This is a genomic window from Psychrobacter sp. CLB018 (assembly GCF_041222815.1).
GTDB lineage: Bacteria > Pseudomonadota > Gammaproteobacteria > Pseudomonadales > Moraxellaceae > Psychrobacter > Psychrobacter faecalis.
Genome location: NZ_CP166085.1, coordinates 1,023,473 through 1,039,566 on the forward strand (window position 1 = coordinate 1,023,473; position 16,094 = coordinate 1,039,566).

Genomic DNA, 16,094 nt, shown 5'->3' on the forward strand with positions numbered 1-16,094 from the left:
TGTTTTTCTTGCGTGCTGTGCCTACGCCGACAGATGCTGCGAAAAACAACTTTTCATCTCGCTGTATCGTTTTTATATCTAATTAACTATACCTATCTACAAAAAAAGCTTTTGTTATCAAAAGCTTTTTTAAGGTGATCTATTTATCTACAAAATAACCAATATTAATCGTAAATCACTTTCATGATTTCATATTCGACTATGCCTTTTGGCGTTTCGATACGGGCTTCGTCGCCTTCAGATTTGCCAATCAAACCACGCGCAATTGGGGAGTTGACTGAGATTTTGCCAGCTTTAAAGTCAGCTTCGTCATCACCGACGATTTTGTATTGTTTTTCTTCTTCGGTATCCATATTTTCGATGACCACACTCACGCCAAATACCACTCGGCCATCATTTGGTAGCGTAGTAGGGTCGATGACCTGTGCAGCGCCAAGCTTGGCTTCGATATCACGGATACGCGCTTCGCAAAAACCTTGTTGTTCGCGAGCGGCATGATATTCAGCGTTTTCTTTTAAGTCGCCATGTTCGCGCGCCTCAGCGATAGCCGCTGTAATACGTGGACGGTCGACACTTTTTAACTGTTTTAGTTCGGCTTCTAGCGCCGCATGTCCTTGTGGAGTCATGGGATAACGTTGCATGTTTTTTCCTTAAACCAATAACACGGGCACCATTTCATGATGAGATGGTGTCAGTGTTGTTGCAATGAGTATGTAATATAAAAAGAATGAGGTTGAGGCTGCGTCCTAAGTAACTGCACACTTAGCGATTAACTATCAGCACGGATACACTTACCGAAAAGACGCCTTAACCTTACGTAATAAAAAGCATAGTCGCAGTTCAGCCACTATGCTTTTTAGGTTTATCTTTTAAAAAATTTATTTTTCTAAAGTACAATTTTTTTAAGTACTATAGTCGTATAAAAACCAGACATAATTTTTGCCAACGCTTTTAAATAAGCGTCGCTATGATGCTTAATCTACTGAAATTATACCATCAAGTCAATAGTGCTAAGCGATAGTCTTTGCTTGTTCATGCAAATCTTGTAGCTTATACACATCAAACGGTAGGTCAATCGCGTAAGATTTACAAACCGCATCTGCCGCGCCTAATGTCGTGACATAAAATACTTTACCTTGTAGGGCACTGCGGCGGATAGAGAATGAATCCTCTTGCGCTTGTTTGCCTTCAGTAGTATTGATAATAAGGTCGATTTTGCCATTTTTCAAGGCATCGACGATATGCGGGCGACCTTCGGTGACTTTGTTAATTTGTTTACATTCAATACCGTTTTCCGCCAGTACTTTTTGCGTACCAGTAGTGGCAACGATGTTGAAGCCAAAATCAAGAAGCTGACGGGCGATAGGGGTGACTTGTTCTTTATCGCTATCACGAACGGAGATAAAGACGGTTTTGGTTTCGCCTTTGGTAGGTAGACCTGGCAGGCGCTCATTACTACCGATAACCGCTTTGTAGAATGCTTCGCCAAAGGTTTTACCAACGCCCATGACTTCACCGGTTGATTTCATCTCAGGGCTCAAGATTGGGTCAACACCCGGGAATTTAGCAAATGGGAATACCGCTTCTTTGACCGCATAAAATGACGGGACGATTTCAGTAGTAAAGCCTTGATCTTTTAACGAGGTGCCCGCCATACAACGCGCCGCGACTTGTGCTAATGACGTACCGATACATTTAGATACGAAAGGTACGGTACGGGCGGCACGTGGGTTCACCTCTAGAATGTAAACCGTTTCGCCTTTTACCGCGAACTGAACGTTCATCAAACCGACGACGCCAAGCTCTTTTGCCATCGCAACGGTTTGCGCGCGCATCACATCGCAAAGCTCATCTGATAATGAGTAAGGCGGCAATGAGCAGGCCGAGTCGCCAGAGTGCACGCCAGCTTGTTCGATATGCTGCATGATACCGCCGATCACCACATCAGTACCGTCGCAAACACAATCAACATCGACCTCAATCGCATCATCTAAGAAGCGGTCAAGGAGTACAGGCGCTTCATTCGATGCTTGTACCGCGGTGCGCAAGTAATGTCTTAACTCATCTTCGTTATAGACGATTTCCATCGCGCGACCACCGAGTACATAAGATGGGCGGACTACTAGCGGATAGCCAACGTCTTTGGCTTTAACCAAACCATCTTCTAAGCTTGTCGCTAACGCATTGGTTGGTTGCACAAGGTTCAATTGCTGAATCATATGCTGAAAGCGTTCGCGGTCTTCAGCACGGTCAATCGCATCAGGACTGGTACCGATGATTTTGACGCCAGCGGCTTCAAGCGCACGCGCCAGTTTCAATGGCGTTTGACCGCCAAATTGCACAATCACGCCGTCTGGATTTTCGATACGCACGATTTCTAACACATCTTCTAAGGTGATTGGCTCAAAATACAGACGGTCTGAGGTGTCATAATCGGTTGAAACCGTTTCAGGGTTACAGTTAACCATGATGGTCTCGTAGCCGTCTTCGCGCATGGCAAGGGCTGCGTGAACACAGCAATAGTCAAACTCGATACCTTGACCGATACGGTTTGGACCACCACCGATAACCATGATTTTCTTGTTATCCGTTGGATTGGCCTCACATTCGCTGTCGTACGTTGAGTACATATAAGCGGTGCTGGTGGCAAATTCTGCTGCACAGGTATCGACGCGTTTATATACTGGATAAACGTTTAAATCCCAACGCTTTTTGCGTAGCTGCTTTTGTGAGACGCCAAGCAATTTTGCCAAACGCAAATCTGACAAGCCTTTACGCTTAAAGCTACGCAGATTTTGCTCAGTTAAACCGCCAAAACCTAAGGCTTTAACTTGTGCTTCGGTTTTGACGATGTCTTCAATTTGTACCAAGAACCATGGATCAATTTTGGTTAAGTTAAACACTTCATCGACGCTCATGCCGATACGGAAAGCATCGGCAAGATAATAAATGCGTTCAGGCGTTGGAATGGTTAAGCGATTGTTAATCTCGCTACGGGCTTTCTCAATACTGACTTTTGCTAAGTCGATTTGCTCATCAAAACCATCATTGCCGGTTTCCATGCCGCGCAGGGCTTTTTGCATCGATTCTTGGAAGTTACGACCGATTGCCATCACTTCACCAACCGATTTCATCTGTGTTGATAACACACTGTCGGCTTGTGGGAATTTCTCAAAGTTAAAGCGAGGTATTTTGGTCACCACATAATCGAGCGCTGGCTCAAAGCTCGCTGGGGTTTTGCCGCCCGTAATGTCGTTTTGCAATTCATCAAGCGTATAACCAATCGCTAGTTTAGCCGCGATTTTGGCAATCGGGAAGCCGGTTGCTTTTGATGCCAATGCTGATGAACGAGAAACGCGTGGATTCATCTCGATGACGACCATACGACCCGTATCTGGGTTGATACCGAACTGTACGTTTGAGCCGCCTGTTTCTACACCAATCTCACGCAGTACTGCCAATGAAGCATTACGCATGATTTGGTATTCTTTATCGGTTAACGTTTGCGCTGGGGCAACCGTAATTGAGTCGCCCGTATGCACGCCCATTGGGTCAAAGTTCTCAATCGCACAAATGATGATGCAGTTGTCGTTTTTGTCACGAACCACTTCCATCTCGTACTCTTTCCAACCGATTAATGACTCATCAATAAGCAATTGATGGTTCGGTGATAAGTCAAAGCCGCGCTCACAAATCTCGATAAACTCGTCACGGTTATAAGCGATACCGCCGCCTGAACCGCCCATGGTAAATGACGGGCGAATGATACACGGATAGCCCATTTTTTCTTGGGTGGCAAAAGCTTCTTCCATGGTCTCAGCGGTTTCAGCGCGAGGACATTCAAGGCCGATACGCTTCATGGCTTTATCAAATAAGTTGCGATCTTCTGCCATTTCGATTGAGTCTTTAGTCGCCCCAATTAGCTCACAATTATATTTGGTCAGGACGCCGTGCTTGTCTAAGTCTAAAGCACAGTTTAGAGCCGTCTGTCCGCCCATGGTTGGTAAAATAGCATCCGGACGTTCTTTAGCAATGATTTGCTCAACCGTCTGCCAGGTAATCGGCTCGATATAAGTCGCATCAGCCATGACAGGGTCAGTCATGATGGTTGCAGGGTTTGAGTTGACCAAGATGACGCGGTAGCCTTCTTCTTTTAGCGCTTTACACGCCTGCGCGCCTGAGTAGTCAAACTCACATGCTTGACCGATGACGATAGGGCCTGCGCCAATGATAAGAATGCTTTTTATGTCGGTACGTTTTGGCATAGTTAGGGCTACCTTCGTTATATGATATTTTAATTGATTTATATTTGGATAAAACAGTATTTAAAAATACTATTGTGTTTTATGTGGGTCAGCTTAAATCATCGAGCATGATCTAAGCTGTAAAAGAATATCTATTTTATGCTTTAGCCTTTTCCATCATCGCCGCAAATTTATCAAACAATGGCGCAGCATCATGTGGGCCAGGGCTGGCTTCCGGGTGACCTTGGAAGCTAAAGACTGGCTTATTGGTCAGCTCAATCCCTTGGTTAGTACCATCAAATAATGAGCGATGGGTAGATTTAACGTTATCAGGCAAGGTGTCTTCATCAACGGCAAAACCATGGTTTTGACTGGTAATCATCACCGTACCAGTGGCCAAGTCTTGTACTGGATGGTTGGCACCGTGATGACCTGTTTTCATTTTAATGGTATTAGCACCGCTGGCAAGGCCAATGAGCTGATGACCTAAGCAGATACCAAAGGTTGGAATGTCGGTTTCTTCAATGATATGACGGACCGCATCGATAGCGTAGTCACAGGCAGCAGGATCGCCAGGGCCATTTGATAAGAAGATACCGTCTGGATTCATTGCTAACACATCTGCGATAGGGGTTTGTGCGGGTACGACCGTCACATGACAACCGCGGTCTACGAGCATACGTAGGATGTTGGTTTTGCTACCAAAATCGTAGGCGACAACGTTGTATTTTGAGTCAACATGGGTGCCAAGCTGTTTAAAAAAGCCGCCCGTACCGCTGTCATGGCTGCCCGGTATATCGCGGTTGAGTAGTGTATCTGATAAGTCCCAGCTGCCTGCTGTCCATTCAAACGTCTTCGGCGTACAGCATTCTTTTGCCAAGTCCATGCCTTCGATACCGGCAAACTCTTGCGCCAGTTTAATGGCTTGGGCTTCGTCGTCGCTGCTAATCGTTGCGCCGTTAGAAGCGGTCATGATACAACCGTTTTGTGCACCTTTATCACGTAATAAGCGCGTCAACTGGCGGGTATCGATATCTGCAATGGCGACGGTATTATGGTTCTGTAAATAATCCGTCAATGACTCTGAGTTACGGAAGTTTGAAGTGACCATCGTCGCGTCACGAATGATAAGCCCTTCAGCCCATACTTGATGGCCATTACCAGATTCGACATCTTCAGCGTTGGTGCCAGTATTGCCGATGTGCGGATAGGTAAGCGTGACCAGCTGGCGCGCGTAACTTGGGTCAGTTAGAATTTCTTGGTACCCTGTCATGGCTGTATTAAATACCACCTCACCGACACGATGACCAAGACTACCGATACTCAAACCGCGAAAAATAGTACCGTCTGCTAGTGCCAAAATTGCTTGTATTTCTGCCGATGAATTCAAGGGTTGCCTCCGCTGTTATGGGTGAGTGCCGTGATGTTTTATGGTCAAAATGTTGCGCTAAAATGGTTTTTTAGAGGCATTTAAATACTGCTAAATACACATAAAAAAAGGGCTGAAGCCAAATTTTTTCCACAAAAAAGCGAGAAGACATCATAGATGAAAAGGTACAGGATTCACTAAGGGTGAATGAGTAACTTGCATCATGTCCGCTCGCTTTGGCACAGATTTTGCGCATTATACTAGAGTTTTGCGTTAAGGGCTAGCATCTTATCTCTTCTGTTATTTCTAATGTCTGTATTTAGTGCTTTCAAATGGGATAAATAAGTGCTATTAAAAATTATAATGCACCGACACCCCATAATAGTCGGGTGCTAAATTGGTAGCGATGTGCAATTGGTCGTCATAATAGCTTTTGGTTAAATACATACTACTGGCAACCCCTAAAGCGGCTCCTGCCACCACGTCGGCCACATCATGCTCATCGGCTTCAACACGGCTATAAGCTACGAAACCTGCGCCAATATAAGCAGGAATACTGTATTCTAAGCCATAGCGTTTATGGATAAAGCTGGCACCCTGAAACGCTCTTGATGTATGGCCTGAAGGAAAGGAGTCATCATCGCTACCATCGGGTCTTTCTTTATCTATCACTGTTTTTAGCGCATAAGTCGCAGCAACATTGGTGGCAAATGAATAGTAAAATTGCTGACGACCCTCTTTATCATCCATATAATAAGTGCTACCGTAAGCAGCAGCTGGGATAGCAAAGCTCAGCACATCGCCCACTTTACTAGTACTACTGTCTGCGTGAGCAGGAAGAGTGACAATAACGCCACTGGTTAATAGGACGCTCGATAATAGAATAGTCGTTGGATGCTTTTTACTGCTTTTATTGATAAACATGGCGGCGAGCCTAAAGAGGATTTGTTGGCGGCATTATACTATAAAGTTTTTATAAAATAGTTTTTATAAACTTTTACAGCTATTTATGACTTACAAGCTTTACACCATATTTATTTAAGACAAGACTATAACGCTATCATTTTTTACCACACTTTTACTATTTATAAACGTTTATGAAAATAATGACTAAGGATGGATGATGATTTATCAATATTTAGACAAAACGCCAGAGTTTGCCGTACCATTTAACGGTTGGGTAGCTGATAGCGCACGGGTGATAGGCGATGTGTATTTGGGTCATCAAGCCAACGTCTGGTTTGGGGCGGTGATACGCGGTGACAACGAGCGCATTCATATCGGTGATTATAGTAACGTGCAAGAAAACAGCGTCATTCATACCGATGCAGGGATTGAGGTTAAAATCGGCGATTACGTCACCATTGGCCATTTAGCGATGCTGCATGGCTGCGAAGTTGGTGATAATAGCTTGATAGGTATTGGTGCGGTGGTATTGAATAATGCCAAAATCGGCAAAAACTGTATCATTGGTGCCAAAGCCTTGGTCACCGAAGGTAAAGAGATACCGGATAATTCGCTGGTAATGGGCGCCCCTGCAAAAGTGGTCAAAACCTTAAGCGATGAGCAAGCGGCAATGTTAAAGCTATCAGCTATGCATTATGCGGAGCGCTGTCAGAAATTCAAAACTGGTTTAACAGAAATAGCGATGCCTGATTGAGATATCAGAAAGCGGAATTTTATGCCATTAGCATCATGATAAGCCAAATAACGGCAAAAATGATAATGCCGATAATCAGGCCGCGGAAGATATCATGGCGTATAGAATGGTCATTAAGGTAATGATTATTACCCGTATCATCGATATTTAAAGCATTGACGCTTTCAGCACCCGCGCTTTTGCCGACGATAAAACCCGTTAACGCCCCCAAAACTAGCATAAACGGCGTGAATAGCCAGAATATCTCGCCATTGCCCATACCGGCGATTGAGCGAATGACAACGATGGCAAGGTCGATAAGTAAGCCGCCAAAACCATACAATAACGCGTTTAACAGCGCATAAAGTAGGCGGTCAAAAGGCGATTGGTAGCTTTTGCCTAACTGCCGTCGCCTGATTTCTCTGATGGAGCGGGCAGGACGTCGCGGTCGATTAGCTAAAGCGGTTTTATCATCAGGCGCTTTCATACAGTTCTCTATTGCTATTATCAAGCTGGCTAAAGATAAGCTAATGAAATATTAAAGTAAACAAGTTAGCATAATTATGTTTGGTAAACAGTAGACTTATAGCGAATGATGCAACACGTTTTATATCCAATAATTTTCTAATATATTTTATAGTCAAAAAATCATTCCTTTAATTAATAAAAACAAGGCTCCATTATGCAGGCAAAACAAGCAGGACAGGCTCCAAAAGAATTGGCACTTTTTGATTTAGACCATACGTTACTTGACGTCGATAGCGATTATCTTTGGGGCGAGTATATCGTTAAGCATAATCTGGTTGACGAAGCAGAATATCGCACCGCCAATCAAAAGTTTTATCAAGATTATATCGAAGGTACGCTTGATGCGACCGAATATAATGAATTTGTCGCGCAATTTTTAAGTAGCTTGCCGATGGACAGACTGCATGAGCTACGCGAAGACTATATTAAGACGGAAATCGAGCCGCATATTCGCCCAAAAGCCATGGAGGCGCTCTGTCATCACGTCGAGCAGGGTCACGACGTGGTGATTATTTCTGCCACCAATGATTTTGTAGTGTCGGCGATTGCTAAGCGTTTTGGTATTGAAGAGAGTAATGTACTATCGACGCCACTTGAGATACAAAACGAGCGTTATACCGGCAAGTTAACCGATAAGCCCAATTTTAAAGAAGGTAAAATCTACCATCTAGACAAGTGGCTTAATAAAAAGCAATTAGCGGGTATCACTTTTGATAAAACTTATGCCTATTCAGATTCCAAAAATGACATTCCATTACTCGAATGGGCGGATGTGGCTATCTGTGTGTCACCCGATGAGGCGTTACATGCGCACGCGCTGGCCCATCGCTGGGCAGTAGAAGATTGGTCGATTTAGCTGGTCTATAGCTATTTAATATAAAAGCAGTACTAATTAGCCAACTATTTATTGTCAATCTCATTTAAAATAGCGCCATATCAGTAAGGTATTTATTTAAAAAGACAGGAAAATTTATGGAAATCAATCCGTATCAAGAACGTATCAAAGATTTATCTGAGCGTGGGCAGGATTTGCGGAGGTATCTTTGACTTCGACGGTAAGCAAGAACGCTTAGAAGAAGTCAATTTAGAATTGGAAAACCCCGAGCTATGGAACGACCCAGAGCGCGCGACCAAGATTAATAAAGAAAAAAGTCAGCTTGATGGCGTCATCGACGTGGTGGTTTCGCTTGAAACGACTTTAGCAGACGCCGCTGCCATGCTTGATTTAGCAGTAGAAGCAGAAGACGAATCCTTGCTCACTGATGTGCAAGCAGAGCTCGACAATGCCGAGAAACGCGTTGCTGATTTAGAGTTCCGCCGGATGTTTAGCGGTGAGATGGATCCAAACAATTGCTACTTGGATATTCAGTCAGGTAGTGGCGGCACCGAAGCGCAAGATTGGGCGGAAATGCTGCTGCGGATGTACACGCGCTGGGCCGAGGCGCATGGCTTTAAAGTCGAAGTTATCGAAGTATCGTCAGGCAGCGTTGCTGGCATTAAGTCAGCGACGATTGAGATTAAAGGCGATTATGCCTTTGGTTGGTTACGTACCGAAATTGGCGTGCATCGCTTAGTGCGTAAATCGCCATTTGATAGTAATAATGGTCGTCATACCTCGTTTGCTGCTGTTTTTGTGTCGCCTGAAATCGATGACAACGTCGAGATTGATATCAATCCAGCCGATTTGCGTATCGATACTTACCGCTCATCAGGCGCGGGTGGTCAGCACGTGAACACCACCGATTCTGCGGTGCGTATCACTCACGAGCCAAGTGGCGTGGTGGTCACGTGTCAAAACGAGCGCAGCCAACATGGTAACAAAGCGACGGCGATGAAAATGCTCCGCGCCAAGTTGTATGAGCTTGAGATGCAAAAGCGCATGGAGAGTCAGCAAGCGGTTGAGGATAATAAATCTGATGTCGGTTGGGGCAGTCAAATCCGCTCTTATGTACTCGATGACTCGCGTATCAAAGACTTGCGTACTGGTGTTGAAACCTTTAATACTGGCGCGGTATTAGATGGTGACCTCGATCAATTTATTGTAGCAAGCTTAAAAGCTGGGCTGTAAATTCAGGCTACCATTAATGCCATTTGAAAGACAGCTTTTAAGACAACTTTGAAAGTCCAATCAATATTTAATTAAGGAAAATTATGCCAAGCGTTAATAACTATTTTGATAATAAAGTGACTTCTATTGCTTTTCAAACGGCAACCCTGCCAGCTACCGTCGGCGTGATGGAAATTGGTGAGTATGAGTTTGGTACTAGCGAATTTGAAACCATGAGCGTAGTCAGTGGGGCATTGACGGTCAAATTGCCAGAAAGCGATGAATGGCAAACCTTTAGTGCGGGCGAGCAATTTACCGTTGAAGCCAATCAGAAGTTTCAAGTAAAAGTAGACGTTGAAAGTGCTTATTTATGTACTTATGGTAAATAATCTTTTTTAGTTTAGATTTGTGTCGTAAAAAAACGCCAAGCGTTTAACACTTGGCGTTTTTTTATGGCTGTGTTTTTAGATAAGTTTAAGTCATAAATCTTTGCGATATTGCACCATATCAGTTTTAATAGCGATTGAATCATAGAGATTACGCGCCGTCGCATTGTCTTCTTGCGTCGTCCAATAAACACGGTTGCAGTTTTTTCCATGGGCAAATTCATACACCTGTTCGATCAGTGCGCGCCCAACGCCTTTTCCGCGAACCGCCTCACTAACGTATAAATCTTCTAAGTAACAGCATTCTGTCGTATTCCAAGTATTAGGATGTAGTACCACATGCGTGATACCGACTAGCATTTCATCCTGCCATGCGCCAAAACCATAAATCGGCATATCGTCATCAAGCAGGTTGCGCCACGTCTTTTCTGTGGTACTTGGTGGCAAGCGAGTTTCATAAAAGGTTAAATAATTTTGCCACAATTTTAACCAAGCGTCGTAATCCGCTTTAGACAATGGAGCTATAAATAACGGGACTATTTTTATCAAAGTATTTGTCATTATATTTATTTGACTTAAGTTGTGGGGTTCAGCGAATTATGGCTTAAAATCTCATCGTTTAGAACCTTTTAAAGTGGTGTTTTACACATCGATTACACTTTGCTTGTGGCAAACAAACAGCAAAAATAGTCGCAATTCATTATGCTAAAACGACTATTTTATCAATCGAGTATGTATTATGGCGAAGCTAGATGACCAAACGACCACGCAAGATGTACGCCATGATTACGAGCGTCTGGCGCGCTTGGCCAACTTACGCTACGTCAGCGATGATGAGCCAGGGTTTACGCGCAGGCGTTGGGGCCGCGGCTTTACTTATAAAGACGCCACCGGAAAAACGGTGAAAGACAAAGCGTTACGCCAGCGTTTTGATGCGCTGGTGATACCACCGATGTGGTCAGAGGTTTGGATATGCCAAGATGATAAAGGTCATCTGCAATCGACAGGCCGCGATGATAAAGCGCGCAAGCAGTACCTATATCATCCCGAATGGAATCGCGTGCGAGACAATGCTAAGTTTGCAGCGATGATAGGCTTTGCTGAAACGTTGCCAAACCTGCGAGCGCAAGTCGAAAAAGACTTGGAAGCAGCCCCACTATCACGCGCCAATGTACTTGCCGCCGTGGTTAAATTGCTGGAAACCACCTTAATTCGTATCGGTAATAGCCGCTATGCCAAGCTCAATAAAAGCTATGGCTTAAGCACCTTACGTAGCAGGCACGTCAGCGAAACGGACAATGGCTTAGCGTTTGATTTTGTCGGGAAAAGTGCCAAAGAGCATCATATTGAACTGCAAGACGAGCGCTTAATTGAGATTGTACAAGCCTGCTCTGAGCTGCCAGGTTATCAGATTTTTAAATATTTGGATGATAATGGTGATAAGCAAGTCGTCGATAGTAGCGATATCAATGACTATATACGGTCGCATACTGGCGGTCATCATACTGGCGGTCATTATAGTGAGGGCAAGGCATACAGCAGCAATGTATATAGCGCCAAGGATTTTCGTACTTGGATGGCAAGCGTCCTTGCGGCCAGTTATTTGTACGATGAGCTGCAGAGCTCGAATGGCAGAGAAATACTAGCCAGTGAGCCTAATAGTAATGAGCGCCAGCAGCTGGTCGTTGATATGGTCAAAGAAGTCGCAGAAGAGCTTGGCAATACGCCTGCTGTTTGCCGAGCGTCTTATATCAATCCGGTTATTATCGAGCGCTTTTTAGCAGGGCAGTTTTTTGAGTGTTATAAACAAGCGCGCCGTGGCCGTACCAAACAATATCAAAGCTGCGAAGAGAAAGCGCTGCTAGGCTTTTTAAATGCTATCCAATAAATTTATTTTTAGCAAAACTCGTATTAATTTCTGAAAATGATACGTTATGTATTGATATAAATATAAAAATGCGTTACTAATAGAGTATACGCATTTTTATATGCGCAAACCATAAGAGCAAATAGTGACTAGGATAGGACTGTTTGACTTCTAATAAAGTGCTGATATCGTCTATCGTCAGCGACTCTCTATTGCTAAAGGATTAGCTTATGAACACCACATCTTCCAATCATTCGTCCGCAAAATCTACTAAAGATACTACCCACACACCAACGAGCTACAACGATTACTATCATAATTTTGATATGAATGCGTTATTGGCAGAAATCTATGGCGAGCATTTAGATGACCGTTTAAATGCTTATATGGCCTGCTGCGGTCGTCATGTGCGTGATGGACGCGGCGATAATCTAGCCTTAGTGCATGAAGATACCGCTGGCAATGTGACGCGCATGACTTTTGCTGAGCTTGATAAAGCCAGTGCGCAAGTGGCCAATTTATTAACATCCTACGGCGTACAAGTTGGCGACCAAGTAGCGACCATGCTACCGCGTACCCCTGAGCTACTCATCATTGTACTAGCGACTTGGCGGATTGGCGCAGTCTATCAACCGCTATTTACCGCTTTTGGCTATGATTCGATTAAATACCGCATGGATAAAGCCAATACCAAAGTGGTTTTTACCAATATTGAAAATCGTAGTAAATTTGAAGACTTAGCCGAGCAAACCAAAATGGTCATGGTTGGCAGTAAGAATAATGCGCAAGCTGATAATGAAAGCAAATGGGCTGATGATAATTATGCTCAGATGATGGCGACCCAGCCGCAAACGCTAGAGGCTGTTTTTCTCAATGAAGATGCGCCGTTTTTGCAAATGTTTACCTCAGGTACGGTCGGTAAATCAAAGGGCGTCAGTGTGCCGTTATCAGCGTTATCTGCTTTTTATCTGTATATGCGCTATGCGATTGACTTGCGCGCCGATGATAACTACTGGAATATGGCCGATCCCGGCTGGGCATATGGATTATATTACGCGATTACGGGGCCTTTACTGATGGGCGTCACGACTTACTTTAACGAGGCGGGCTTTGATGCTGCCAATACCCGCGACTTTATGGTTCGCCATAAAATTACCAATTTAGCTTCTTCGCCAACGGCGTTTCGGATGATGAAATCGAGCGGTGTATTTGAGAAATCACATGACGATGCTAGCGCACGTTTAGCACTGCGCTGTGCCAATTCAGCAGGCGAAACTTTAAATACCGAAGTGGTTAATTGGGTGGAAACTTATCTAAACTGCCAAGTGAAGGACCAATACGGTCAAACAGAGACGGGCATGACCTGCTGTGCGCACCATGCATTAGCACATGAATGTCCTACTGGTTCGATGGGCATGGCGCTACCGGGTCACACACTTGTCGTATTAGATGATGACATGCAAGTATTGCCTGATGGTGAACAAGGACAGCTTGCCGTAGTGGTTAGCCAATCGCCAGCGTTTTATTTCCGCGGTTATAGTTGGAATGAAAAAGACGCCTTTGTGGATGATTACTATTTGACTGGCGATGTGGTCGAGCGCCATAGCGATGGCAGCTATTGGTTTTCTGGGCGTGATGACGACATTATTATCACGGCAGGTTACCGCGTAGGGCCGACAGATGTGGAAAACACCGTGCTTGAGCATGAGGCAGTGGCAGAATCCGCAGCAGTTGGCGTGCCAGATGAGGTGCGCGGTCATACGATTAAGTCTTATGTGGTGCTAAAAGATGGCATCAAAGGGACAGATGAGATTGCTAAAGAGATTCAAGACTTGGTACGTAAACGTCTATCGACGCATGCTTACCCGCGTGAGGTTGAATTTGTGTCGGAGCTACCAAAAACGCCAAGCGGTAAAATCCAGCGTTTCTTGTTGCGCAGTTTGTCAGCGGCATAAAGTACTGAAAACATCGATAGCCGTTTAAGACAATAAAGTATAGTCCGTTCAAGATAACATCGTTACGTTAATAGTTATGTGCGACTGGTATAAATTTTCCTTGCTTGCTACTACCGCAGAGGCTACGAAAAATTCATCCCAGTCGCACTGTATCTATTTTACAGTGAATTCATTATGGTTAGCTTAAAAAATACCAGTAAAAACCTCGATTAAAGGAATAATTATGCAAATGGAACAACACAGCTTTTTGGTCACAGGCGGTGCGTCAGGTCTGGGCGAATCCGTGGTTCGCGCTATCGTCAGTCAAGGCGGCAAGGTCGTCATTGCTGATTTGAACGAGTCAACTGGGCAAGCTTTGGTTGATGAGTTAGGTGATAATGTACGCTTTGCACGTTGTGATGTGACCAGTGGTGATGAGGTGCAAGCGGCCGTTGAGTTGGCTGAAAAAGAGTTTGGTGGTCTGCAAGGTTCCATTAACTGTGCAGGTATCGCTGTGGTACAAAAGCTGCTTGATCGTGAAAACAATCCAGCGGATCTTGATGCTTTTAGCCGCGGGGTTAATATCAATCTTGTTGGCTCTTTTAACGTGGCACGTTTGGTCGCGGCCAGTATTGCTAAGCGCGCTGCGAACGGCAATAATACAGAAAGCGACGCAGAGAAGAATGCTGATAATGGCATCATTATCAATACTGCCTCTATCGCTGCTTTTGATGGGCAAGTAGGGCAAGCAAGCTATTCATCATCGAAAGCGGGCGTCGTTGGCCTGACTTTACCGCTAGCGCGTGAGCTGGCACGTCACGGTATTCGCGTCATGACGATTGCTCCTGGTGTGTTTGCCACGCCGATGATGGAGACTATCCCTGAAAAAGCGCGCGAGCAGTTAGAGGCCGGTGTCCCTTATCCTAAGCGTTTGGGCAACCCTAGTGAGTTTGCTAAATTGGTCACGCACATTATTGATAATGCCTACTTAAATGGCGAAGTGATTCGCCTCGATGGCGCGATTCGTATGGTGTAGGTTTTAAGGACGTATTATTCAGTAGTTCTTATTAAATACTTAGCTTTAGTTGTATAATTTCATAAACTTGGCATAGTCTTTTGCTATCTTATCAAAGATGATTTTATCAATGAACGCTTACCTTTAAGAACCAAAAGCTATGTCTTTTTTCAATATAAATAGTAAATATTACGCCAATCTCAACTTGTCGTAGGCTTTTGATTTTTATAGAATTTAAAATTCTAATTGTTTTAACTGAAATTTTAAAAAATAAGTAAACCAATACCTTAGAAAAATAAGTTGAGAGTGGGGTAAATATTCACCTTGGTTATTTATTGTCATGGGTATTAGCCTCGCTATCATTACTAGCACGAGTGCCGTTGCTGCTGAGGGTGTTTCAGAGAACAAACAAGCCATGCTTAACAATATTGTGGTTGATAAAGTTTTTGTCGATAAATCTGCTCGTACCCTGCAGCTACTAAGTGATGATAAAGTGATTAAGTCTTATCACATTGCGCTCGGTGGTAATCCTATTGGACATAAGCAGCAACAAGGTGATCAGCGCACCCCTGTTGGCAGCTATACACTCGATTATAAAAATGAAAAATCTGGATATTACCGCTCTATCCACATAAGTTATCCAAATACTACCGATAAAGCCCGTGCCAAATCGCAAGGTGTCAGTGCTGGCGGTGATATCATGATTCATGGGCAAAAAAACGGTTTTGGTGCATTGGGTCTACTGAACCAGCAACGCGATTGGACGGAAGGCTGTATAGCCGTGACCAATGATGAGATGGATGAAATCATGGCTGCGGTAAATGTTGGTACACCGATCGAAATTGTAGAATAAATAGTTTGTTAATCTCCCGCATTTGACTGTTTTAGTCGTCCGCTAAAATATATTTCTCTCTGTCTGTACAGCCTCAAGACTTCCTAATTTTTCTTTACTAATCTCTCTTGAAATCTCTTATAAATGTGCCTATTAATACTTTAACGTTATATCATTGTTATGAGTAAGGTTTAATTTTTTTTTGCAGATTTTACCTTTGCTCATATATGTGC

14 protein-coding genes are annotated in these 16,094 nt (G+C 44.0%); 8 read left to right on the forward strand and 6 right to left on the reverse strand.

Features of this window, described 5'->3' with window-relative positions; all coding sequences use genetic code 11:
• Window positions 1–164: 164 nt before the first annotated feature.
• The 4 genes from greA to AB8P72_RS04505 form a co-directional block, all read right to left on the reverse strand.
• The gene (gene greA, locus AB8P72_RS04490; RefSeq protein ID WP_068408815.1) at window positions 165–641 is read right to left on the reverse strand and encodes a transcription elongation factor GreA; all 477 of its coding nucleotides are present in this window, start codon (window positions 639–641) and stop codon (window positions 165–167) included.
• A gap of 369 nt (window positions 642–1,010) precedes the next feature.
• The gene (gene carB, locus AB8P72_RS04495; RefSeq protein WP_305935436.1) at window positions 1,011–4,265 is read right to left on the reverse strand and encodes a carbamoyl-phosphate synthase large subunit; all 3,255 of its coding nucleotides are present in this window, start codon (window positions 4,263–4,265) and stop codon (window positions 1,011–1,013) included.
• 136 nt (window positions 4,266–4,401) lie between these two features.
• Window positions 4,402–5,634, reverse strand: coding sequence for a glutamine-hydrolyzing carbamoyl-phosphate synthase small subunit (carA, locus tag AB8P72_RS04500; RefSeq protein ID WP_305935435.1), 1,233 nt, complete (start codon window positions 5,632–5,634; stop codon window positions 4,402–4,404).
• A gap of 330 nt (window positions 5,635–5,964) precedes the next feature.
• Window positions 5,965–6,537, reverse strand: a complete 573-nt coding sequence (locus tag AB8P72_RS04505; RefSeq protein ID WP_305935434.1) for a phosphatase PAP2 family protein — start codon at window positions 6,535–6,537, stop codon at window positions 5,965–5,967.
• A gap of 199 nt (window positions 6,538–6,736) precedes the next feature.
• Between AB8P72_RS04505 and AB8P72_RS04510 the strand changes: the two genes are divergently transcribed.
• Entirely contained in the window at window positions 6,737–7,273 is a 537-nt protein-coding gene (locus AB8P72_RS04510; protein WP_305935451.1) for a gamma carbonic anhydrase family protein, read from the forward strand.
• 19 nt (window positions 7,274–7,292) lie between these two features.
• On the opposite strand, the gene AB8P72_RS04515 is transcribed toward AB8P72_RS04510, so the two are convergent.
• Window positions 7,293–7,739 (reverse strand): hypothetical protein, encoded by a 447-nt coding sequence (locus AB8P72_RS04515; protein ID WP_305935433.1) that lies wholly within the window; start codon window positions 7,737–7,739, stop codon window positions 7,293–7,295.
• Between the two features lie 195 nt (window positions 7,740–7,934).
• Here AB8P72_RS04515 and AB8P72_RS04520 point away from each other — a divergent pair, with 195 nt between their 5' ends.
• The 3 genes from AB8P72_RS04520 to AB8P72_RS04530 all read left to right on the forward strand — a co-directional run bounded on the left by AB8P72_RS04520 (window position 7,935) and on the right by AB8P72_RS04530 (window position 10,216).
• Window positions 7,935–8,636, forward strand: coding sequence for an HAD family phosphatase (locus AB8P72_RS04520; RefSeq protein WP_305935432.1), 702 nt, complete (start codon window positions 7,935–7,937; stop codon window positions 8,634–8,636).
• 116 nt (window positions 8,637–8,752) lie between these two features.
• Window positions 8,753–9,848 (forward strand): peptide chain release factor 2 gene (gene prfB, locus AB8P72_RS04525; RefSeq protein WP_305935431.1). Its coding sequence is split into 2 segments (ribosomal slippage): window positions 8,753–8,824 and window positions 8,826–9,848, totalling 1,095 coding nucleotides; the frame shifts between segments, so codons are not numbered across the junction.
• An 83-nt stretch (window positions 9,849–9,931) separates the two neighbouring features.
• Window positions 9,932–10,216: a pyrimidine/purine nucleoside phosphorylase gene (locus AB8P72_RS04530; RefSeq protein WP_305935430.1), complete on the forward strand. Its 285-nt coding sequence runs from the start codon at window positions 9,932–9,934 to the stop codon at window positions 10,214–10,216.
• 90 nt (window positions 10,217–10,306) lie between these two features.
• Here the strand turns inward: AB8P72_RS04530 and AB8P72_RS04535 are convergent, their stop codons facing one another.
• A complete protein-coding gene (locus AB8P72_RS04535; protein ID WP_305935429.1) occupies window positions 10,307–10,762 on the reverse strand; it encodes a GNAT family N-acetyltransferase in 456 nt (151 codons plus the stop codon).
• A gap of 190 nt (window positions 10,763–10,952) precedes the next feature.
• Between AB8P72_RS04535 and AB8P72_RS04540 the strand changes: the two genes are divergently transcribed.
• The 4 genes from AB8P72_RS04540 (at window position 10,953) to AB8P72_RS04555 (ending at window position 15,882) form a co-directional block, all read left to right on the forward strand.
• Window positions 10,953–12,101 (forward strand): DNA topoisomerase IB, encoded by a 1,149-nt coding sequence (locus AB8P72_RS04540; protein WP_305935428.1) that lies wholly within the window; start codon window positions 10,953–10,955, stop codon window positions 12,099–12,101.
• 209 nt (window positions 12,102–12,310) lie between these two features.
• Complete coding sequence (locus AB8P72_RS04545; protein WP_305935427.1) at window positions 12,311–14,035, forward strand: AMP-binding protein; 1,725 nt, start codon at window positions 12,311–12,313, stop codon at window positions 14,033–14,035.
• A gap of 223 nt (window positions 14,036–14,258) precedes the next feature.
• Complete coding sequence (locus tag AB8P72_RS04550) at window positions 14,259–15,050, forward strand: SDR family NAD(P)-dependent oxidoreductase (RefSeq protein ID WP_305935426.1); 792 nt, start codon at window positions 14,259–14,261, stop codon at window positions 15,048–15,050.
• Window positions 15,051–15,369: 319 nt separating this feature from the next.
• Entirely contained in the window at window positions 15,370–15,882 is a 513-nt protein-coding gene (locus AB8P72_RS04555) for a murein L,D-transpeptidase family protein (protein ID WP_369958091.1), read from the forward strand.
• Window positions 15,883–16,094: the final 212 nt, after the last annotated feature.